Consider the following 21,605-nt stretch of genomic DNA (forward strand, 5'->3'; position numbering starts at 1 on the left):
CATAGGTGTTACAAACTTTGAAAACGGTGCGTTAGGCACGGGAATTTAATTATTGGTTGAAATGCTGAATTTGTTATCCGTGCCTAACACACCCTACAGTTAAATAAGATTTTGTTATCACCATAAATACGGGAGAGCCCACCATGTTTTACCCAATCTGTCATATCAACTAACTCTTCATCTTCATAGTCTGATGGGGAACCAAACATTTCATTCAGTTCTTCTTGTTCTTCATCGCTGATGTAGGGTATTAAAGCTTGACAGAGTAAAAGCCTTTCTTCTCGCAAAACTTCCCGAACACTCTCTTTAATTAAAGCTTTAAGTTCCTGAATTTCCATTTCTACTCCCTATCTGTTAAATTTGCTGGCTTTTTAGCGAATATATTAACACTTACATTAACTTTATCGAATAAAATTCGCCATCAGTGAACTCGATCGCATCTCCAACTTACTCAATTTTATTTTATTTAGTTATGGCAGATGGGGAAAAAGCGATCGCAACTGCTTTCACATTTTCATCTTTAAATTTTGGATATGACTGTTCTATCTTAGAAAAACTCAATTCTTCTGAACCTGTAAACTCAGTTACATTGCCAAATACATGATTTTTTACTCAATCTCATCGATCCAGCTTTGCATCACACTAGATAAATTCGGTTGATTAGGTGGAAAACCCCTTAAAGGTGGTTCTATAGGCACCTCGGTTATCCAAGCGATATGGAGAAAATTATTTAAACCAGGGAGAAGTTTTCGGCTGAAATTAACTAATTCTGTATGAGGTTGGCAATTGTGAAAAATTAAAGCTAAATGCTGTTTTTGCAGCCGATTTTTGACTTGAATAATTTTTGTTTTCAGTTGAGCCGCGCTGTTGACTGTTTCCTGTGGAAGTTCTGAATCTAACGACGCAGCAAGATAAATTTGGGTGCAAATTTCTTGCGCCAAAGTTGCGATGTTTGTCTCCCCTACCAACGCTTGAGCATCAATATAAAGAGGGTAAGTTTGAGCAGTAGGTTGTAGTTGAGAAGAAATATCTGCGATTTGGATTTCTAGGGATTGAAAACTGGGAGAAAAAGTAGCAGGGATATTATCGGGTGCTTCTGGATGGGTAGTAGTGGGGTAATAATGCCAAACTTGATAAAATTCTGGGTAAGTCATGTTTTGGGCGCAGTTCCAGATTATCTCGTCATAAGTATTTTTGTCCTTAATAGTTTCATCCACCCCAGTAAAATCAACTTTTGTTGGAATTTGATTAGCGTACTGGGTTTGCCACAATGTCCTAGCCCATCCTGACTGCATTCCAGAGGGAAACCAACGACTTAAAACATTGATAGCCGTCTGATTACCAGGGTCAATGGCTAACAGGATATCAGCCACAGTATACAATGCTTCTTGAGCTTCACTATTGTCTAATACTTCCGTAAGAGCATTAATAGCTTTGACGTTACGAGTGTCACGAGCCATTCTCTCTAACATCATTATCCCCTCTTTGCTAGTTTCCCAATCCTGACTTGAATACTTTCTTCTCAAACTCAATCCCACCAATAAGAAATCACCACTGCATCACGCATCTGCATTCCTGATTCATCATCAAGAGCTTTTGTTAATCGCGTCAAAAGTCGGCGTTTCAGCCGAAAACCGTACTCTTCACTCATGCCATCACATATATCCACTGAATCAGCACGCCACTTTTTACCCAAATCCAAAAGTTGAGAAACCGTTGTATCCTGATTTTCTGTGAGGATAAACAGCGTATCTGCTGGATAAGCAATGAAATGAATAATACTCGTTTCTGGCATGGGACGATAGTTAGCCATTGCAATCAGAGTATCAATTACACCACCAAAACTCAGTCCATCAGGATCAGAAGCAAAAATTGGTTTTGTAAATAGAAAACTCACCCATAAATCAGGATTTTGCGAAAGGTCAGTAATCACTTCCTCGCCATCAAACTCGTTGAATCGACGCTGCCAAATTAGTGCCGCAAACAGTTCTTGTGGAGAGTAAGATTGAGCAATAGAGTGGATTTTTGCTAAGTCAAGCATGGCTGTGTATATAAGATATTGCGTATCAACAAAGATCTGCCTCATTCTTTCTTGGGAGATCCATACATATAATGTTCAAAATTACGGGCTAAATCCCTTGGTAATTTATCCCATTCTGTTTCTGGAATTTGTTCGCCAATCTCAATAATTTGCTCCCAAAGGGGTTTTGTTGTAGGTTCATCAGCTAGTACAGTGAGACGCACTCGCCGTCCAGCTAGTTCAGATGAGTGCGCTACAATTTCTTCCCAAGTTCCTTCCAATTCTAAGAGTTTGGATTTCATGATTAAAAGCCTCTGGCTGATTCTAATTTAAGTTTAACCATATAGTTAGCTTCCCGAACACTCTCTTTAATTAAAGCTTTAAGTTCCTGAATTTCGATTTCTACTCCCTATCTGTTAAATTTGCTGGCTTTTTAGCGAATAAATTAACACTTACATTAACTTTTAGTTTCAGTGTTCTACTACTTTTGGTTCCAGAACTTCACACTAATTTGGGTTAAAACCAGTTTTCTTAAAGACTTTAGTCCTCGATTATACTAAATTGAGCGCCTAAAGTCTTGAATTGTTTTGAGGTTTTTTCAGTTTAATGGTAGAAAGATAATAGTTCCTCAGCAATGCCACAATCATGCTTACCTCAACCATTGAACTCTTGGAAACGGCGCACAGAAATGCTTATGCGATCGGTGCTTTCAATATTTATAACCTGGAAGGGGTAAAAGCGGTAATTAATGCGGCTGAAGCTTTGCAAAGTCCAGCGATGTTGCAACTGCATCCCAGCGCTTTAAGTTATGGAAAATCGCCTTTGGTGGCGCTTTGTTTGGAAGCTGCTAAGTCTTCTTTAGTACCAATTTCCGTTCACTTAGATCACAGCACTTCGGAAAAAGATATTCAAGCTGCTTTAGCAGCAGGAATAAAATCTATTATGGCAGATGGTTCTCCTATGGAGTATGAGAAAAATTTAGTTTTTACTCGTGAAATGACTAAATTATCTCATGAAAATGGGGCGGTTGTGGAAGCAGAAATTGGCAGAATTAGCGGTACGGAAGATGGTTTAACTGTGGCGGAATACGAGGCAAAAATGACCGATCCGCAACAAGCAAAGGAATTTGTTAAAGCAACAAAAGTTGATACTTTAGCTGTAACTATTGGCAATGTTCACGGCAAATATAGAAGTGAACCTAAGTTAGATTTTAATCGGTTGGCGGCGATTCGGAGGTTAATTGATATACCTTTGGTTTTGCATGGCGCTTCGGGTTTACCTGAATCTATGATTAGCAAGTCTATTCAATTGGGAGTTTGCAAGTTTAATGTTAATACGGAAGTGCGGGAGGCTTATTTAGAGGTATTAAAATCCACTAATTCTTTATCTTCCCCTGATTTGTTAGATGTGATGGAAAAGTCGATCGCAGCTATGCAATCAGTTGTAGCAGATAAGTTACAGCTTTTTGGTTCTTGTGGCAAGGCTTGGTTACATAAAGTTTCGCCTAATGGAATGTTAGCTTTTAAGTAATTGTAATACTGTTTGAGCAGCATTATATCCAGCTGCACCAATAACAGAACCAGCAGGATGACAACCTGCACTAGCAGAATAAAGCCCGGATATTGGTGTAGTATATGGGAGGCGATCGCTAAATCCATAAGAGTTATCAATGTGGTGAATATGTCCTCTGGTAATGCCAAAATGTTGCTCGATTTTTTGGGGATGTAAGGGAAAGACTTCTTGGACTAATTCGGATGTTCCGGGGGCGAAGCGATCGCAAATTGACAACAAATGATTTACATAGCGACTCTCTTCTTTTTCCCAAGTCGTTCCTGTTAGTTCATAAGGTACCCATTGCACAAACAATGCTGAATTATGCCTTGCTTTTTCATCTTGTAAAGATGGATCGATAGTTGTATGAATGTACCATTCAATTGTGGGAAAATTGGGTAAAATTCCGGCTTTAACTTCGGCGAAAGTGGTGTTTAGCGATCGCATTACCTCCGATTCATCTGGTAATAAATGAATTGTCGTGTTAAACTGCCCTTTATTTTCCGGTAAACAGGTGAATTTCGGCAAGTCTTTTAAACAAATATTTACTTTAAAAGTTGTACCATTTTTCCGGTAGCTATCTAACCTTTGATTGTAATCGTTTGGTAATTTTTCCGCCCCAACTAATTCTCGCATTCGGAAAGGATCGGCATTAACAATAATTATCTTAGCAGAAACTTCGCTACCATCGGTTAAAACTACGCCTTTAACTTGATTGTTTTCTACCAAAATTTGGCTGACACCTTTGCCAGTTTCAATTTTTGCCCCAGCTTTAATTGCTTCATTAGCCAAAGTTTGGGTAACAGTTCCCATTCCCCCTTTTACTACCATCCAAGTTCCGTCACTTCCCGGTAATCTACACATATTATGGATTAAAAAATTCATCCCTGTTCCGGGTGTATCCCAAGTTCCACAAACTCCCGAAAATCCATCGGTGACAGCGTACATTGCTTTGACTAAATCACTTTTGAAGTCGAAGCGATCGAGATATTCTCCCACTGATTTTCGACATAAGTCAATAAATATTTGGCGCAGTTTTGGACGGACGTATTTTTCGGCTGTTTCTTCAATTGAAAGCGGCGAAGTTAACCAAGTTGGGGCGATGTCTTCTCTGATTTGGGAAATCTCATTTTGTAATGCTTCGTTTGCTTGACAGTCTGCTTCAGAAAAGAAGTCAATAAACTGTTGTTTTATTGCTTCTTGATTTGAACCAAAAAGCAAATATCTGTTATCAGTAGTAGGTAAAAAATAATGTGGATCGCGCCTAATTGTTGGTAAGTTTATGTTGAGTTTTTGGAGGAGTTCAGGAGGCATTAAACCTAGTAGATAAGCGCCAGTTGATGTTCCTAAGTTCGGTGCGGTTTTGAAGGGTTTTTCGGTTCGACAAGCGCCGCCTATTACTGGTTTTTCTTCTAATACTAGAATGTTAAATCCTTGGCGTGCTAGGATTATTGCTGATACTAATCCGTTATGTCCTGCACCGATAATTAAGATATCAGATTTTCTGTTTGGTTGCTTCATAAGTTTTTTTATCTTAGATTAATACCGATTCCCTTATTAGAGAATTTACGGAATGTCACAACAATTAAAGAATTTTCTATGTATGTTGTTGCGCTTTAGCGCTAAACTATGGCGCTAAAGCGCAACAACATACTTTTTTAAATACGATTTAATCGGCATTGCTGCAAAAATCTTGTGGGAATTTCTCGATGATTACCAAAGTGCAAGTGAATGTAAGAAGCATGAATGTTATACAAGTTCCATCCTTCTTCATTTACTAAGTTAGCAGAAAATCCTTTGATTTTAAACAAGGGTTTTGTCGGAGTTTCGGATAAGCTGGAACGATGAAATTCATGTCCCCAAACTGTTGCACCTGATGGTAAAATAGGGCTATCCTGCAATGCTGTTGCTTGGCGATATCCTAATGTTAAACGATTACCCATTTCGGCTTTTGTCGGGAAAATTCCTATCATCGGGTAACTGTTTCCTGAAAAATCTATTATTTCCTCGCATAAGTACATTAAACCGCCGCATTCTGCATAAGTGGGAGTTCCTGTTAAAATCGCTTTTTTCACTGCTTCTCTAATCGGTAAATTCTCACTTAATTCTTGGGCAAAAACTTCGGGAAACCCACCCCCAAAATAAAATCCTTGCACATCTTTGGGCAAAGTAGTATCATTAAGAGGACTCCAAAATACTAATTCTGCTCCTAATTTTTCTAGTAAATCTAGGTTATCTTGATAATAGAAATTAAATGCTTTGTCTTGTGCGATCGCAATTTTCACAGGCGATGACAGGCAAGATGCCTGTCCTACCGATGACAGGCAAGATGCCTGTCCTACCGATGACAGGCAAGATGCCTGTCCTACCGATGACAGGCAAGATGCCTGTCCTACCGATGACAGGCAAGATGCCTGTCCTACCGATGACAGGCAAGATGCCTGTCCTACTTGACTTTTTAACATTGGGAGAAGTTTTTCCCAATCAAAACAAATTTCTCCTAAATTGGCTAATTTATCAATTACAGCATCCATTTGGGGAAGTTCGGCGGTGGGTATTAAACCTAAATGTCGATCGGGAATTGCAATATCATCTTCTCGCCGTAAAACTCCTAAAATTGGTAAATTTAAAGGTAATAAAGCATCTTTTAAAAGTTCTAAATGTCGCTCGCTTCCCACCCGATTTAATACTAAACCAGCTATCTTAATTCTAGGATCGAAAGTGCTGTAACCATGTGCGATCGCAGCAACAGAACCAGACAACCGACTACAATCAATTACTAATAATACAGGTAAATCCAACAACCGAGCAATATGTGCAGTACTAGCAAAAAAGTTATCTTCTTCCCCAGTCCCCAGTCGTAGGGGCGATTCATGAATCGCCCCTACCCCATCAAATAACCCCATCACCCCTTCAACTAAAGCAAATTCTACCCCTTGAATATGACGGGAAAAACATTGCTTTACGTAAGTTTCCGAAGTCAGTACCGGATCTAAATTTCGACAGGGTTTTCCGGTTACATAATGATGAAACATTGGGTCAATATAATCAGGCCCAACCTTAAAAGATTGTACTGCTAAATGGCGATGTTTTAAAGTGGCAAGCAGGGCAAGGGTTACAGTTGTTTTACCTACCCCGCTGCGTTCTCCGGCAATTATTAGACTCATAGCGATTTTAGATTTTAGATTTCAGATTTCCGATTTTATACTTAATCGAAAATCTAAAATCGAAAACCTAAAATTGATATTAACGCAAGTTGCTAGTTATTAATTCTTTCGGAGTTCCCCCGTGATGTTAATAGCTCTTCTTCCGCTGGAGCCCCCCGAACTTCGGGGGGCTCCAGGGGGATCAAAAGGGGGGCTAAGAAAGAGCCAGATTTGTAACTAGCAACTTGAGTTATTACCGATTCACTAACTTGAGAATTTCTGCCGTAACTGCCATACTTTCTTCGTATAACATATCACGACTCCAGCGTTGTAATTGCTGACTCAATAAATTCTCTGCTTGTTGATCGAACATTGGTGTTACTTGTTCAATGCGACAATTTTGTGCGCCACCGCCAGATTCCATTCGCATACAACCTGCGATTTGCGAACACAAAATTGTGCAACAGTCAGCTTGGGGATTAGTTGACATTAAACGTAAACCAATTAAATCACCAGGGATTTCTCCAGCGGCGATCGGAATTGCGGCTAATTCTACTTCAATTTGTCTTTGATCTGCACCGACAAATTTAATCTTTGTAATGTCATATTCGCCGCCTAGATTTTCATAAGCAACTGGATGCCATTGTAACCGAGAAGCAAACCAACCTAAAAACATTAAAGCTTGTGCTGGATTGCCTTTTTCATAATCAATTGTCACCAGATCGATTTCCTTAACATGAGGACGACGTTCTGGTGGATCGAATGCTTCTGCGGTTAATTCTTGCCAATTGAACAAACGCCGCCAATTTAAGTCAGCAACATTCAATCCCGACTCAATCAAATCTTGCACAACTTGCAAATCTTCTTCTGTCGCATTGAAGTGAGAAGAGTCAAGAATAATGCAATTGCTAGACTCAGCAATGCGCTTAAATAAATCATGATTGGGATCGGGTGTTGCTTTCCACCAAACGAATTTGGGTAAATCTGCGATCGCCAATTCGGGAATCATCCCACCAATCCGATCTAACGCCGTTTGTGTCCCTCTCAGCGTAATATATTCGCAGCAAATTAACGTCGAACTAGTGCGTTTTTGTACCGGACAATAAGCCGAAACTTGCGCGTTTACACCTTCATCTTCGCCCACAGTTGGACATAGCGCAATGATCCGACAAGGGTTAACAGAAGCGATCGCATCAGCAAAACCTGCGCCGGAAGTATCTAACGCATATTTCGTAGTTTTTGCCCCGTTACCATCAGCTTTTATCCCATCACCTTTTTTGGCAATTTCTTCTTTTAATTTCGCCAAAGTTTCTGGGTTAGACTTTCCGGTTACTTCCAATCCCAAAGCTTTTTGGGCAACTTCTAAAGCTGCTTGAGTCCGAGGCCCTTCAATCCCATCAATCGGCCCCATATAATATCCTAAAGCCGCTAACAGTTGTTGGGTTTCCTCCGGTTCATAAATTACTAAACTAAAAGTTGCTGCCCTAGTTGCAGCTGCAAAAGAACCTTCACCGCCTGGATTGTAACTTTGCCAAATTTGACTCAGTTCGGTTTCAATATCCGCGACAGATACATCTTTTGGTGCTTGTAATGAAACTAATGGTGCAGATGAGGTAGTCATAGTTCAATTTTAGATTTTGGATTTTGGATTTTAGATTTTCGAGCAAAACGATTTTAAATTTCCGATTTTCGATTCAGCATCAATCGAAAATCGAAAATTTAAAATCGAAAATTGTTAGGGTCTTCGCCAACGTTTACCATCACGGTTAATCAGCAATTCAGCTTCTGCTGGTTCCCATGTTCCTGCTTCATACTGGGGAATTAATGCTGGATCTGTCGGAGTTTCCCATGCTGTAAGTGCGGGAGTAACTACTCGCCAAGCTTCTTCTACTTCATCGGCGCGAGTAAACAAAGTTTGGTCGCCCATCATGCAGTCTAGCAATAAGCGATCGTAAGCGTCGCCACTAGTTTTACCAAAAGCTGTGCCATAACCAAAGTCCATTTCTACAGTCCGAGTTCGCACTTCTAAACCGGGCATTTTCACTTCAAAACGCAAAGCAATTCCTTCGTTTGGTTGAATTCGCATGATCAGGACATTATTATTGGCTTGTTGGGCTGCCGACTGAAATAACAAATAAGGCACTTCCCGAAAATGAATGGCTATTTCCGATACTTTTTTCGGCATCCGTTTGCCAGTTCTTAAATAGAAAGGTACACCTTGCCAACGCCAATTATCAATCATCAATTTCATCGCCACATAAGTTGGCGTAGTGGAATTAGGATCGACTCCAGGTTCATCACGATATCCCGGCACTTTTTCCCCTTTCATCCAACCAGCTGAATATTGCGCCCGAACTGCTGATTGGGTTAAATCATGTACGTTTGCCAACCGAGTAGCTTGCAAAACTTTTACCTTTTCTGTCCGCACAGAATCAGATTCCAAAGAGTTAGGCGGTTCCATTGCAGTCAAGCAAAATACTTGCATTAAATGGTTCTGCACCATATCACGCAACGCCCCAGAGGTTTCGTAATAACCTGCACGGTCTTCTACCCCTACCGTTTCTGCTACTGTAATTTGAACGTGATCCACATAATGTCGATTCCACAAAGGTTCAAAAATCGCATTGGCAAACCGAAATACCAACAAATTTTGAACGGTTTCTTTCCCTAAATAATGGTCAATCCGATAAACTTGTTGCTCTTTACAATATTGAGTAACAACTCGGTTGAGCGCCCTCGCAGTTCCTAAGTCTCGACCAAAAGGTTTTTCAATCACTACGCGGGTTTTTGTCGCATCAGCAGTCATTCCCGCATTTCCCAACTGTTTAATTGCTTCCCCGTACAATTTGGGTGCAACTGATAGGTAAAATACCCTATTTCCTCTGGTACCCCTTTTACTATCCAACTCCACTAAAAATTCTTTCAGTTTGTGATAGCTTTCTGGGTTGTCAATATCACCGGAACAGTAGAACAACCCTTGAGCAAATTCTTCCCAAAGTTCCTCGTTACCAACGCCTTCAGAAAATTCTTCTAATCCTTTCCGCATTTGTTCGCGGAAATAATCATGACTCCAGTCTCGACGCGCCACACCGACGATCGTTGTTTGTGGTGGTAGTCGTCGCTCTCGTCTTAAATAATAAATTGCCGGAATCAATTTGCGTTGAGTCAAGTCGCCAGATGCACCGAAGATTACCAGAATTTGTGGTTCGGGCATCTTCTCTTGTTGTAAGCCTACACGCAGGGGATTGGGTAAAAGTGTAACCATTTTGTTCTTTCTACCTTATATATAGTGTCAATTTTCGATTACGACTTAATTTGTAACCGTATTTCTTCTAACTGTTGCGTTAATTCCTTGACTTGAGCAGTTAAAGAATTAATGATTCCTTCATATTCAGCTTTCAGTTCGGCTCTCACTTCGGCTCTAATTTTCTCCCTTTCATAAGCTAAACGACGTTCCCAATCAATGTCTCGCTGTCTAAGTTCGGCTTTGAGTTGTCTGTTTTCTTCCCGCAATCTTTCTAATTCAGCCGCTACTTCAGCTGAACGCTTTTCCCTGTCGATATTCTGTCGCCGAATTTGTTCTCTGAGTTGCTGATTCTCTTGGCGCAACTGCTCTACTTCCGAGAGATTACCCGAAGTACTTCGCTTTGTCTTCGCTGATGACAGTTTTTCGTCAACTAACCGCTGTACTACCGCACCTGTGGGAATACCGTTTGGCGCTAACTCCACTGCCTGTTGCCAAATTTCTATCTGTAACTCTGGTGAAAGTTGGGTCAAGGGACGAACTTGATTTTCCTTTCTCGGCAAAATGTCTCCAATTGGAGACAAATTTTCCATCACCAGGGCAGCATTAATGAAACGATAGGCTGTGGGTCGTGCCATTCCCCACCTATCTCGGCAATAAGCCTCGAAAGTTTTGTGAGTTTCCCGGTGCAGTTTCTTTTCCCGTATTTCTTCCAAAGCTTTGCCGACTTCGTAAAAGGTGTGAAGTCCCCGTTCGATGACAGTTTCTAGTTCGCCAAGCCTCGCTTTTTCAGAAGCATCAAGTTCTCGTTCCCAGGCTCCTGCCTGGAAATGAGGGTCGCTGTTGTCTGAAATCGTGTTGGTACTTAACATGGCAGTAGTCTCCAATTTGGCAACACAACTGTAGTTATTGAGGTAAAGCTGCTCCCCCTGTGTAGACAGTAGAGACGTTGTATACAACGTCTCTACTACATTAAGGGCGATTTGCAGCAACGATAGCCTTAATTTACACTGGCTCCAGTTGTTTTACCTTGGTTTCTAAAGAATCCATTAATGATTGGAAGGGTTGGACAAATTTCTCAATTCCTTCGGTGAGAAGTTCATCCATGACTTGATTGATATCAATGTCAATGTCTGGATCTTTTAGATTTTCGATCAGGGTGTAGGCTTCTTCAACTTTCGATTCCACCCGATTATCTACATGACAGTGATCGGCACAAGCTTCAATTGTGTTTGGTGGTAAAGTGTTAACTGTATCTGGGCCGATCAATTCATCAACGTACATGACATCGCTGTAGTTGGGATCTTTGGTGCTAGTGGAAGCCCAGAGAAGTCTTTGTACTTTAGCACCTTTTTCGGCTAATGCTTTGTGGCGATCGCTCTCGATAATCTCCTTATACTTTTGGTAAGCAATCTTGGCATTAGCAATGGCAACTTTCCCTTTCACAGTCCGTAATTTTGCTTCGACGTTAATGTTTTCCACACCCGCCTTTAACTTGTTGTCAATCCGACTGTCAATGTTAGAATCAATCCGACTGAGGAAGAAACTAGCAACCGAAGCAATCTTGCTAATATCTTTACCTTCAGCAGCACGTTTTTCCAATCCAGAAATGTAAGCCCAAGCAGTATTTATGTAACTGTCTACTGAGAATAATAATGTTACATTCACATTAATCCCATCGGCAATTACTTGCTCAACTGCTGGTAGTCCAGAACTAGTACCAGGAATTTTAATCATCACGTTTTCCCGACCGATTTCTTGATAGTAACGGCGGGCTTCGTTAATGGTAGCTTGGGTATCGTGAGCAATGGTTGGTGGTACTTCAATGCTGATGTAACCATCTAAGCCATTTGATGCTTCATAAATTGGACGGAAGATATCGCAAGCGTGACGGATATCGTCAAAAATCAGAGATTCGTAAATCTTGTAAGTTGGTAAACCTTCCCGGATGCCTTTTTCGATATCGGCATCGTAAATTTTATTGCCTGCGATCGCTTTTTCAAAAATCGCCGGATTAGAAGTAATCCCTTTAATCCCACGCTCTTCAATCATTCGTTTGAGTTCACCGGACTCAATCAGATCGCGAGTCAAATTATCCATCCAGATACTTTGACCGTATTCTTGAATTTCTAAGATATGATTGGTTGCCATGTTCTTCCTTATTTTACTACTATCTACTTACGAACTGGTTGGTGTAAATTAAATTTGTTATGAACTGGCGACAGCTTTTTCCTTACCTTCTCTAACGCCTTCAGTGATAAAAGATTCCACCAAAGCCACATCTTCTTTACTGCCAATAATTAGTGGCACACGCTCATGCAATTTCTTGGGTATTACATCCATAATTTCCTGCATTCCAGTACTAGCACGACCACCAGCTTGTTGAGCTAAATAAGCTAAAGGTGCAGCTTCATAAAGCAACCGCAATTTACCATCTGGTTTCTTTTGCGTGCCGGGATATAAAAATACTCCTCCCTGGAACAAAATGCGATGGAAATCTCCTACTAATGCGCCACCATAACGGGCAGTATAACCTTCATGACGATGCACATAACGGATGTAATTCCGAATCGATTCTTCCCACTGCCAAAAGTTACCTTCATTCACACTATAAATCGGCCCATGTTGAGGAATTTGAATGTTTTCGTTAGAGAGAATAAACTCACCTAAACTGGGGTCAAGGGTGAAGGAATGGACACCTCTGCCGATCGAATAAACCAGCATTGTGCTAGGCCCATAAAGTATGTAACCAGCAGCAATTTGTTTGTGTCCATTTTGTAACAAATCCAAGGCAGAACCATCTTCATCATTGCCTTCTTGTTGGCGAATGGAAAAGATAGAACCAACATTAATATTGATGTCTATGTTGGAAGAACCATCGATCGGATCGTAGAGCAAAGTATAACGTCCAATTGGGCAATTTTCTGGGATGTAATAGGGTTTTTCCATTTCCTCGGAAGCTAAGCGACAAACTAATCCGCTTTGCTTAAACACCGAGATAAAAACATCATTAGCGTAAATGTCCATCTTTTTGACAGACTCTCCCTGTACATTTACATCCCCAGTAAATCCCAGGACATTTTCCATTAAACCTGCTCTACTCATGTGACGAGCAATTAATTTTCCCGCCAAAGCAATGCGATTCATCAAAGCACTTAAGTCTTGTGCGTCTGCTGAGAAACTTTGTAATTGCTGCAACACATGACGGGACAGCGTGGTACAATCCCGGTCTAGGGCACGTTCCTGAGCTAGAGACCCAATAGCTTCCGACATTAATCTTCCTCCTCTCTATAAAAGCCGCTTTTTGAGTGGGGCAGTTTTCAGATATTGCTCTTGCGATTCATGCCCAAGCGTCTCCTATTAATAATCTTAAAGACGCTTTTTTCATAGAGCCTCTAACTTTAGACGAACTACAGAAATACTATTTGCTGATAAGGCATAAACACTTATTAAGCAATACGTCTTAGGTATTATTTTCTAAACAAAAAGGTCTACCTAAAGCCAGGTAAACCCAAGCCAGATCCCCGACTTCTTCAAGAAGTCGGGGATCTATGTGTCTTACTTATTCGATCGAAATTGATTGTGGCCCACTACTTCTACCGTTGTTACCCTCAGTGGTAGTAGAACTAGGGGTAGTAACACCTGTTTGTTGATCTAACCAGCTTTTCACAGGGTCATCATTTAAGCTGAGGCGAAGAATACCAGAAATAAATCCACCCATAAAGGAAACTGGGTTTTGGATCATTTCTTTAAAAACGGGGGTTAGTTCGTCGAGAAACATAAGTAATATACTGGTGCAGTGATGATTCCTCTGGGATTGTAGCGCGTAAACTGGGGACTGGGGATTGGGATTATTGATAAATTAGGGATAAATTGCTTGTAAAATTTCTGCGGTTACTGTATCTACAGCACGCTTAACTGGGAGACTTAACTCTAAACCAAAGTCTAAATTTTCTGCTTCTATCAAATAGACAGTTACTTGATTGGGAAAGTCTTGTTTAAAGATTTTGCGTCCGGCTGCGATCGCATGATGCCAGCGAAAGTCATGTAAAGTATAACTAGCTTCTGGTAACTCTTCCAAAACTTCTCCCGGCACTTTATAAACTGCTCCCGGTTCCGAACCACTGTTACTAGCATCAATAATAATTAAAGATGTGCTCCCTCTTGCTTGAAACATCACATCTATTCCACCTGTACCACAATCAAAAACTCGTACATTATCTTGGGGATTTTCTGCTAAGTGACGTTGCAAACGTTGAGCAACTATTACGCCTACACCATCATCGCATCGATTTAAATTGCCACAGCCAATAATTGTTAGCATGGAAGCAGGGAAGCGATTAACTCATTTAAAATTTATTAGCAATCCTAAATATAATATAATTATGCTTTCTTTATTACTGTCATTTTGTTTCATAAGTATTGAGTTAAGATGTTTAATTATCCAGTTTACTTTGAGGTGTAAATTGGTGTTTTTTGTTGGATTTGATTAAGAGTAAATTCAATGAAGATTATTTTATTAAAGGAGTTGACATTGCTAATTGACCTTCGCATTTCCATAAGAGCGTAATTCTCTTTTTCTTTGAGCCGCTTTGATTCCCCACCTAGCAGCTTTAGAAATTAAATCTTTTAATGTCTCTCTGGCTCGTTTTTGTTGCCAAGAATATCCTTCAGAAGAGGTAGCATACAAAGGAGGCAACCGATTAAGAGCGTAAGCTATAGCCTCATGTCTATTTATGGATTCTGCGAGATTCTGGGGATGGCTTTGTAGTTGCCGCTCTATTTCTTCAATTACTAGCATTTCCATTGCATTACGATAAAGCGAAGCTGATTTATCTAGGGAATCCATAGCTTAAGGAACATAAATAGTAATAGTTTAAATTGTATTGGTTGTCGCGTCAAGGATGGATAGCACGATCGCCAATCAATTAATTTAATGATTCAATTTAATTTGTAAATACAATTTCACTAAATTCACATCCCTACAAAATCGTCAAATAAGTTTCAGTTGGACTGATGGGTAATGGCTTCAAAGTTTGATTTTGCAGGTCGATTTCTAACCCCAAAGCTTCTAAAGGAATCACTCCCAAAAGCGGATCTCCTCCTCCGGGGAGTTCCAAGCACTCGAAGGTTCCTTCGCGATCGAACATTGATATGGTAGCATCTCGGAAAATTCGGGCTTTACCAATTCCCATTGCCGTTGCTACGTCTACTTCTTTGAGGAGTTTTAGTCCTAGTTTTGCGATCGCTTCTGGTGGTAAACACAAAGTAGTTGCTCCCGTGTCTACTAATACATTTTTCAGCGTAATCGACCTGATTTGTTCTTCTGATATTACTCCCGCTTCTGCCAAGATTTCGTCAGCGCGATTAATGATTTTCAGAGTTGCGAAAACTTTTCCCATTTCGTTGTTTTTAATTTGCATATTTGCCTCCTCCTAACTAGTCGGAGTTATTATCTCTTTTAATTATATGTGATTTTGATTAATTTCAAGTAATAATTTGCTTCCTCACTCTCCATTGACAGAGCGATCGCCATTTTCTCTCTCCAAAATCCTGTCAATTTTGTTTTCAATTGCTGTTACTTTTCTGAGAATTGTAGGACGATCTTGATCGAGAGAAGCGAGCAGATTAGCAATGCCTATAGTTGCTTGACGGAGTTCTTCTCGCTCAGTTTGCGCCTGTTGTATTGCTTCAGAAACTCGATCGGAAAAACTTTGCATTGCGCGAAGAAATTCTTCTTGCTCCTGTCTACTTTCAATTGTAAACCGATTGACGTTATCAGTGAGTGCTTGGATAGCGCGAGCATTGCTTTCAACGAGTTGCTTTAGTTCTTCATCTGTCATAGTTTTAAAGCGATACTGTTAATTGAATTTACATTTATTTTATCGTGCGATCGCAAACCATATTAAGAAAGTACGTTGTTGCGCTTTAGCGCTAAACTATAGCGCTGAAGCGCAACAACGTACCTAGATTCTTTTTAAAATTAAGCTGTTCTAAATCTTGCCAATTCCTCGCCTGTTTTGGCATCATGAGCATGAACAGTACAAACTAAGCAAGAGTCGAACGATCGCGCAACATGACCAACTTCCACAGGATCGGTAGGATCGGCAATAGGTGTACCCACTAAAGCTGCTTCAATCGGCCCTTTTTTACCTTCACCGTCGCGAGGGCCAACATTCCAAGTGGTAGGCGCAATAATCTGATAATTTTTAATCTTACCTCCCTCCACTTCTACCCAGTGACACAGAGAACCTCTAGCAGCTTCCGTTGCACCCCAGCCCCGACCATCTCTCTCGGTTGGTTTAATATAAAAAGGTTCGTTTAAGCGGAACTCTCGCAAACAGCGTTCAGCTTGACGATACAGTTTGACGATTTCATGTACTCTCGCTAGTTGACGCAGATGGATACTTGCACCACCCATTTTCTTGAAACAATCGAGAATCAACCCGTCGTAGTGTTGCCAATCTTCGCCATGTTTGCCACCCGCTACCAGTTGTCTTGCTAATGCGCCTGCTTCCAAACGTCCGAAATCAGCGTGAAGGACTGCACTAGACCAAGTATAGGCGTTATCAAAGTCGTGGGTGTTTTTCTCTGTTGGTTTGGTTGTGCGATCGAACGGATGCACATCTCCAGTCCCTTCATCATACCAAGCATGAGTGGTATTCTCACGAGCAAAGGTGTGATCCATTAAGTAGTGAGTATCGCTAAAGCTGTCATACACTCCACTCTTCATGATCACCGCTGCATTTCTGCCTTCTATAGTCGGTTTTTGATACTTATCTTCGTGTGGCAAATATCCCCAAGTGACATATTTTCCCACACCAACGCCGTATTTATCCAACCCGATATCTAAACCCATGCGCCAGTAAAAACCTAAATCCGAGTTAGCGTGTTTCGGGTCTTCTTCCAACCATGCCATAAAATCATCATAAGTTTGAATTTGTTCGTAGCGTTCCAACGAACAACCCAACCAGGCAGGTTCTAACCAATTGGTGCGAAAATATTCCAAGATTGACCAAGCACGAGTGATATCAGTTAAGGTAGGGGCGCACATTACACCACCCGGCACCATATAACTAGAATGAGGCCATTGTCCGCCTAATAAAGCATAAATTTCTACTGGTTTGGCAGAGATTGTTACTCCTAGTTCGTAGGATTTACCTGTGTAGGGGGCGAATCTGTAACAAGCTTCTTCGTAGAATGAACTATGTTGGTATTTTTTGTTGGTTAGATCGATCGCAAACAACCCATAAAAATAGCGGGGAATACTTTGGATTGTTTCGGCTAATTGTCCTAAGTTTCTGGCTAAAATAGCATTGCGCGGAACTTCTGTACCCCAAGCGGTATCCAATGCCCAAGAAGCACAGGTGAGGTGAGAACCTCCACAGATTCCGCAAGCACGAGGGGTTACAATTAATCCAGCTTGGGGGTCTTTGCCTCGTAAAATGATTTCAAAGCCTCGGAATAGTTCGGCGTGTGTCCAAGCGTTGGTAACGTATCCATCTTGTATTTCTACCCGTACATCTAAGTCGCCTTCTACTCTTCCGACTGGCGAAATGTCTAAGGTTTGAACTGGCATTCTTTTATTGTCTCCTCTCTGAAAGTTTTACTTTTTTGTCATTGGTCGTTTTTTTGTACGCAGATGAATGCAGATGAACGCAGATGTTCATGATGGTTTTTTATTGGGCACAAATGACAAATGACAAATAACCAATGACTAAACTGTAAAAATGTCTTCTTCTGCCCAGTCGGGTGTTGCATCTTTTGCTACTACTGTGAGTAGGGCATAATCTTTTTTGTTGACTCCTGTTGGTAGTTCTTTGGGTACGCCCATCACTGTTTGGGTTTTGAAGACTGTGCCTGGTTTAAGATCGTGGAAGGGAAACTCTGGTTCTGTGCAACCTAAACAAGGCATTCCGGCACGAGTTTTGGAGGAGACTCGATTCCATAATATCCGGTTGCAGGAGGAGTGTGTCATCGGTCCCCGGCAACCTAAGTCGTAGAACAGGCAACCTTTGCGTTGTCCAAACTCACTCGTTGAGGCTTTGTAGGCAAAGTGGACGTTGCGGGTACAGCCTGTTTGGGTGAAGCTTTTGAAGAAGGTTTGCGGACGGTTTAGTTCGTCTAAGGTGATGTCTGCGATCCTTCCGGTGGCGATCGCTACTAGAATTTGAGTAATCCAGTCTGGATGTGCAGGACATCCGGGTATATTAATTACTGGCAGTCCGCCTTTAGAACGGTAGTCTTTGCCTAAAAAACCGCCTTCTTTGCGTTTGAGAAATTGTAACCCTGTAGAGTCGCTGGGGTTAGGTGCCATCGCTGGGATACCTCCCCAAGTCGCACAGTCTCCCACTGCAACTACAAAACTCGCTGCTTTTGATAAGTCAGCCAGCCAATCTTTCATCGGACGGTGAGCAAATCGATTCCAGGTTCCTGTACCATTGGGAGCATTGATTACCGATCCCTCAAATACTAGGATATCTAAAGATATTCTTCCTTCTACGCAATCCCACAGCAATTTTTGCAGGTTGTCTCCTAGTTCGACTCCTAACGAAGGATGCCACAAAATGTTAATCCCAAAGTCGGTTACTAAGTCGCAAGCACTGGGTTCTTCTGCATTTAAAAATGACATTGTGTTGCCAGAACAGGCACCACCTTGAAGCCAAAGGACATTGACCATACGCCACCTTAGATTCTCAGTTGTTGTAATTTTTCACAGGAATTTAGGTGGCTTTCTTCACTATCTGCCACCCCAATTGAAATTGTGTAATTCTTCTTATCATCAAACGAGTTTCTTAGGTTGTCTGCTTAATTTAAGGAATATTTCATATTTCTAAAAGTGAGAATCTATTGATATTTTGACAATAAAAAAGTTGTTAATTAACAAAATTTAAGAAAGATTAAATTGAGTCAAGCGATCGAACTATTTATAAAGTATTTGCCAAAACTGAAAAATTTTAGTACGTTTAAGATTACGTCGATCGAGTTAGCACACAGAACTTAATTAAGAATTTCTGTCGTTAATCAAGATCAATTTTAGTCGATTAAGAGATTGAGGGGAAAGTTTTGTGACACCAAGCATGACTGAGGTGGCAGTTAAGGCTGCGATAACCGCTATTGAATCTGAGTCAGCAACTTTAGAAGAAAAAATCGAGATGCTGATCGAATTAGGGATGGAATTGCAAAAAAAGCCTAAAGAAATTCAGGATCTTTGGAATGCTGTGTCACTCTATTCTCATGCTTTGGAATTATGCAAGGAACAGTTTCCATTTTTGAAAGCAAGGGTGCTCACAGGAATGGGAACGGCTTTGCGATCGATCCCCAACGAAGACGCTGATTTGTTACAACAAGCTAGGGATTGTTATCAATCTGCTTTACCTTTGTTGCAGGAATATGCTTCGCCAGAGGAAGTAGCAGAAACGGAAATGAATCTAGGTTTGGTTTTACAAGCTTTGGTTCCTTTTCATCAAGCTAGATTGGTAGATAGCATTCAGTTATATCAGCGGGCTTTAAGGGTATTTAAGGGCGATAGTTATCCCCAAGAATTTGCGATTTTGCATAATAATATTGCGATCGCTTACCTTTCTATGCCAATGTCTTCGGAAGGGGAAGATATGCGACAAGCTTTAGCTGTACAATCTTTTCAACAAGCTTTAGAGTGGATCACCCTGATCGACCATCCCAACGAGTATGGAATGCTACAAAATAATTTGGGCAATGCTTTACAATATTTACCAAGTGCTCATGCGGTAGAAAATAATTGGCGGGCAATTAGAGCTTATGATGAAGCTTTGAAAGTTCGTAATCAACGGGATACGCCGATCGAATATGCGAATACTTTAGCGAATAAAGCTAACGCCTTAAGCAATCTTCCTGATGATTCAGAAAATCCTGAAGCAGGTAATGATAATAACTTGTTGCAAGCAAGGGAATATTATCAGGAAGCGGGTGCTATTTTTCGTCAATATGGCAGGTTTGAACAGGCGGAAATGGTAGAACAGGCGATTAGTGAGTTGTAGGTTTTAAGGGTTGAGTTACTATTTTTAGGAGAAGGCAATGAATGAGTTAATTAACGATCCATTGGTACAGGATTTTATCTCTAGTTTTTTTGCGGGAGAGGTGAACTTGGAGACAGGGTTAGTTTGGTTGGGGATTGCGATCGCTTTTTCAATTCTTGGAGGTGCGATCGGTGGCATATTATTAGCAGGAAAAGATCTCGGTTATCGACTTTCAGCGATGATTGGGGGATTATTTGGGCCAGCAGCAATTATCCCTGCTACTGTGCTTGGGTTAATTGTACTGGCAATTAATTAATTTTAAACCGCAAAGAACGCAAAGGACGCAAAGAAAGGAGAAAAAGTTATGTTAGAAGTGGGTTGGTTTTCTACAAAGTTACTTTTTAAAGGGAAGTTATTACGAAATCCTGGTTATTTTGCTAGACAAACGGCGCTTGGAGTGATGATTGGCTTTTTGTTATTAGTAGGACTTGATAAACTGGGTAGTGAATTATGGTTATCAATTCCAGTATCGGGTTTTTTGACTGGGGTATTCATGCCATTTTTGCTTAAAGATGTGAAAATGCAGTAATTGAATTAATCGATCGCTAATCACTACCAATTTCCATAATTATGGTTCAAGCGCCAAATCAAGTAGAAACAAGTTCGACGCTGGAAGAACTGGTACGAGAAATCGATCGCTATGAGTCGATCGCTAGTCAATGGGATGAGTCGCAACGGGTAATAGTGATGGGATTGAAAAGGGCGATCGAAGCTTTGCATCGCGAAGCTTTGATCCGCCTGATTCGGAGTGTGAAACAGGATTCTTTATCTGCTTTGCGGCGTGCGGCTGAAGATGAGGTAGTTTACGGTTTATTGCGTTATTATGATTTGGTAAAATCGCCGCAACCGCCATTGGAAGAAAGAGTTAAACTGGCTTTGGCGGAAGTTCGACCAGGATTGCAAAGCCATAATGGAGATGTGGAACTGGTGGCGATCGATCTACCTACCGTCAAAGTTAGATTAACAGGAACTTGTAGTAATTGTCCTGCTTCCACTCTTACTTTATCCGACAGTGTAGAACAAGCAATTAAGCGTTACTGTCCTGAGATTACCCAAGTGATAGCTGTAGCAAAAGATGATTTTTTGCCTAATCAAAATTTATCTCAAAGTGTAGATTCTGATTGGATAGAGGTAACGTCACTCGCTGAAGTTCCTACCCAAGGAGTTTTGGCGATGAAATTGTTTGGAAAATCGTTAATATTATCGAAAGTTAATTCTCAAGTTGTTTGTTATGAAAATGCTTGCAGTCATTTTGGTGAACCGTTAGATTATGGGAATGTTAGCAATGGGATTTTAACTTGTCCTAGTCATAAGTTTCGCTATCTTTTGGAAACTGGGGAATGTTTGACTTCTCCAGAAGTGTCTTTGCAATCTTATCTGGTACAAGTAAAAGATGGACGAGTGTTTGTTGAAATAAAGTGATAGCGATCGCTATTTTCTGTTAAGTAGGTGCAAATAAATAAAGTGAGAATAGTTATCTAAGGATGGGGCGGGCAGGATGCCCACCCCACAAGATTTACAGCTTTCTTGTGGGGCGGGCATCCTGCCCGCCTTTTTTAGGAATCGCTTACAATAGAGTCAAAACT

Annotated in this window: 24 protein-coding genes; 6 read left to right on the forward strand and 18 right to left on the reverse strand. The window is 40.8% G+C overall.

The features are described 5' to 3' along the window. Positions 1–83: 83 nt before the first annotated feature. Positions 84–338, reverse strand: coding sequence for a hypothetical protein (locus ACE1CC_RS25570; RefSeq protein WP_413273253.1), 255 nt, complete (start codon positions 336–338; stop codon positions 84–86). A gap of 86 nt (positions 339–424) precedes the next feature. On the opposite strand from ACE1CC_RS25570, the gene ACE1CC_RS25575 reads away from it, so the two are divergent. Beyond that, positions 425–604 carry a hypothetical protein gene (locus tag ACE1CC_RS25575; RefSeq protein ID WP_413273254.1) on the forward strand — a complete coding sequence of 60 codons (180 nt, stop codon included), beginning with the start codon at positions 425–427 and terminating at the stop codon, positions 602–604. Positions 605–608: 4 nt separating this feature from the next. On the opposite strand, the gene ACE1CC_RS25580 is transcribed toward ACE1CC_RS25575, so the two are convergent. From ACE1CC_RS25580 to ACE1CC_RS25590, 3 genes are read right to left on the reverse strand one after another with little or no spacing between them, the layout of a single operon-like run. Next, entirely contained in the window at positions 609–1,475 is an 867-nt protein-coding gene (locus ACE1CC_RS25580; RefSeq protein ID WP_413273255.1) for an NACHT C-terminal alpha/beta 1 domain-containing protein, read from the reverse strand. Between the two features lie 53 nt (positions 1,476–1,528). Continuing rightward, positions 1,529–2,041, reverse strand: a complete 513-nt coding sequence (locus ACE1CC_RS25585; protein WP_459563920.1) for a hypothetical protein — start codon at positions 2,039–2,041, stop codon at positions 1,529–1,531. 41 nt (positions 2,042–2,082) lie between these two features. Then, positions 2,083–2,322 carry a hypothetical protein gene (locus ACE1CC_RS25590; protein ID WP_413273257.1) on the reverse strand — a complete coding sequence of 80 codons (240 nt, stop codon included), beginning with the start codon at positions 2,320–2,322 and terminating at the stop codon, positions 2,083–2,085. A 343-nt stretch (positions 2,323–2,665) separates the two neighbouring features. Here ACE1CC_RS25590 and ACE1CC_RS25595 point away from each other — a divergent pair, with 343 nt between their 5' ends. Continuing rightward, the gene (locus ACE1CC_RS25595; RefSeq protein WP_413273258.1) at positions 2,666–3,550 is read left to right on the forward strand and encodes a class II fructose-bisphosphate aldolase; all 885 of its coding nucleotides are present in this window, start codon (positions 2,666–2,668) and stop codon (positions 3,548–3,550) included. Here ACE1CC_RS25595 and ACE1CC_RS25600 read toward each other — a convergent pair. From ACE1CC_RS25600 to ACE1CC_RS25665, 14 genes are all read right to left on the reverse strand, one after another. Further along, the gene (locus ACE1CC_RS25600; RefSeq protein WP_413273259.1) at positions 3,536–5,092 is read right to left on the reverse strand and encodes a phytoene desaturase family protein; all 1,557 of its coding nucleotides are present in this window, start codon (positions 5,090–5,092) and stop codon (positions 3,536–3,538) included. The genes ACE1CC_RS25595 and ACE1CC_RS25600 overlap by 15 nt on opposite strands. A gap of 137 nt (positions 5,093–5,229) precedes the next feature. Then, positions 5,230–6,738 (reverse strand): cobyrinate a,c-diamide synthase, encoded by a 1,509-nt coding sequence (locus tag ACE1CC_RS25605; RefSeq protein WP_413273260.1) that lies wholly within the window; start codon positions 6,736–6,738, stop codon positions 5,230–5,232. A gap of 232 nt (positions 6,739–6,970) precedes the next feature. Beyond that, complete coding sequence (gene opcA, locus ACE1CC_RS25610) at positions 6,971–8,338, reverse strand: glucose-6-phosphate dehydrogenase assembly protein OpcA (protein WP_413273261.1); 1,368 nt, start codon at positions 8,336–8,338, stop codon at positions 6,971–6,973. Between the two features lie 114 nt (positions 8,339–8,452). Beyond that, entirely contained in the window at positions 8,453–9,982 is a 1,530-nt protein-coding gene (gene zwf, locus ACE1CC_RS25615) for a glucose-6-phosphate dehydrogenase (protein ID WP_413273262.1), read from the reverse strand. A gap of 38 nt (positions 9,983–10,020) precedes the next feature. Beyond that, positions 10,021–10,833 carry a hypothetical protein gene (locus ACE1CC_RS25620; protein WP_413273263.1) on the reverse strand — a complete coding sequence of 271 codons (813 nt, stop codon included), beginning with the start codon at positions 10,831–10,833 and terminating at the stop codon, positions 10,021–10,023. Positions 10,834–10,966: 133 nt separating this feature from the next. Then, positions 10,967–12,112, reverse strand: coding sequence for a transaldolase (tal, locus tag ACE1CC_RS25625; protein ID WP_413273264.1), 1,146 nt, complete (start codon positions 12,110–12,112; stop codon positions 10,967–10,969). Positions 12,113–12,169: 57 nt separating this feature from the next. Then, entirely contained in the window at positions 12,170–13,234 is a 1,065-nt protein-coding gene (fbp, locus tag ACE1CC_RS25630; protein WP_413273265.1) for a class 1 fructose-bisphosphatase, read from the reverse strand. 289 nt (positions 13,235–13,523) lie between these two features. Then, the gene (locus ACE1CC_RS25635; protein ID WP_413273266.1) at positions 13,524–13,742 is read right to left on the reverse strand and encodes a hypothetical protein; all 219 of its coding nucleotides are present in this window, start codon (positions 13,740–13,742) and stop codon (positions 13,524–13,526) included. A gap of 81 nt (positions 13,743–13,823) precedes the next feature. Beyond that, the gene (locus tag ACE1CC_RS25640; RefSeq protein ID WP_413273267.1) at positions 13,824–14,285 is read right to left on the reverse strand and encodes a hydrogenase maturation protease; all 462 of its coding nucleotides are present in this window, start codon (positions 14,283–14,285) and stop codon (positions 13,824–13,826) included. A 213-nt stretch (positions 14,286–14,498) separates the two neighbouring features. After that, the gene (locus ACE1CC_RS25645) at positions 14,499–14,810 is read right to left on the reverse strand and encodes a late competence development ComFB family protein (protein WP_413273268.1); all 312 of its coding nucleotides are present in this window, start codon (positions 14,808–14,810) and stop codon (positions 14,499–14,501) included. Positions 14,811–14,943: 133 nt separating this feature from the next. Beyond that, a complete protein-coding gene (locus tag ACE1CC_RS25650) occupies positions 14,944–15,384 on the reverse strand; it encodes a retroviral-like aspartic protease family protein (protein ID WP_413273269.1) in 441 nt (146 codons plus the stop codon). Positions 15,385–15,468: 84 nt separating this feature from the next. After that, positions 15,469–15,804, reverse strand: a complete 336-nt coding sequence (locus tag ACE1CC_RS25655) for a hypothetical protein (RefSeq protein ID WP_413273270.1) — start codon at positions 15,802–15,804, stop codon at positions 15,469–15,471. Between the two features lie 140 nt (positions 15,805–15,944). Next, positions 15,945–17,540 (reverse strand): nickel-dependent hydrogenase large subunit, encoded by a 1,596-nt coding sequence (locus tag ACE1CC_RS25660; protein WP_413273271.1) that lies wholly within the window; start codon positions 17,538–17,540, stop codon positions 15,945–15,947. A gap of 138 nt (positions 17,541–17,678) precedes the next feature. Beyond that, positions 17,679–18,641: an NADH-quinone oxidoreductase subunit B family protein gene (locus tag ACE1CC_RS25665; RefSeq protein ID WP_413273272.1), complete on the reverse strand. Its 963-nt coding sequence runs from the start codon at positions 18,639–18,641 to the stop codon at positions 17,679–17,681. A gap of 388 nt (positions 18,642–19,029) precedes the next feature. Here ACE1CC_RS25665 and ACE1CC_RS25670 point away from each other — a divergent pair, with 388 nt between their 5' ends. From ACE1CC_RS25670 to ACE1CC_RS25685, 4 genes are read left to right on the forward strand one after another with little or no spacing between them, the layout of a single operon-like run. Further along, complete coding sequence (locus ACE1CC_RS25670; RefSeq protein WP_413273273.1) at positions 19,030–19,980, forward strand: tetratricopeptide repeat protein; 951 nt, start codon at positions 19,030–19,032, stop codon at positions 19,978–19,980. A gap of 37 nt (positions 19,981–20,017) precedes the next feature. Next, positions 20,018–20,275 (forward strand): asr0689 family protein, encoded by a 258-nt coding sequence (locus ACE1CC_RS25675; RefSeq protein WP_413273274.1) that lies wholly within the window; start codon positions 20,018–20,020, stop codon positions 20,273–20,275. A 48-nt stretch (positions 20,276–20,323) separates the two neighbouring features. Continuing rightward, positions 20,324–20,548, forward strand: a complete 225-nt coding sequence (locus ACE1CC_RS25680; protein WP_413266192.1) for a hypothetical protein — start codon at positions 20,324–20,326, stop codon at positions 20,546–20,548. Positions 20,549–20,589: 41 nt separating this feature from the next. Continuing rightward, positions 20,590–21,441 (forward strand): NifU family protein, encoded by an 852-nt coding sequence (locus ACE1CC_RS25685; RefSeq protein ID WP_413273275.1) that lies wholly within the window; start codon positions 20,590–20,592, stop codon positions 21,439–21,441. The last annotated feature ends 164 nt before the right edge of the window (positions 21,442–21,605 follow it).

It is taken from the genome of Floridaenema aerugineum BLCC-F46 (assembly GCF_041929345.1).
In the GTDB taxonomy this organism is placed as follows: domain Bacteria; phylum Cyanobacteriota; class Cyanobacteriia; order Cyanobacteriales; family Aerosakkonemataceae; genus Floridanema; species Floridanema aerugineum.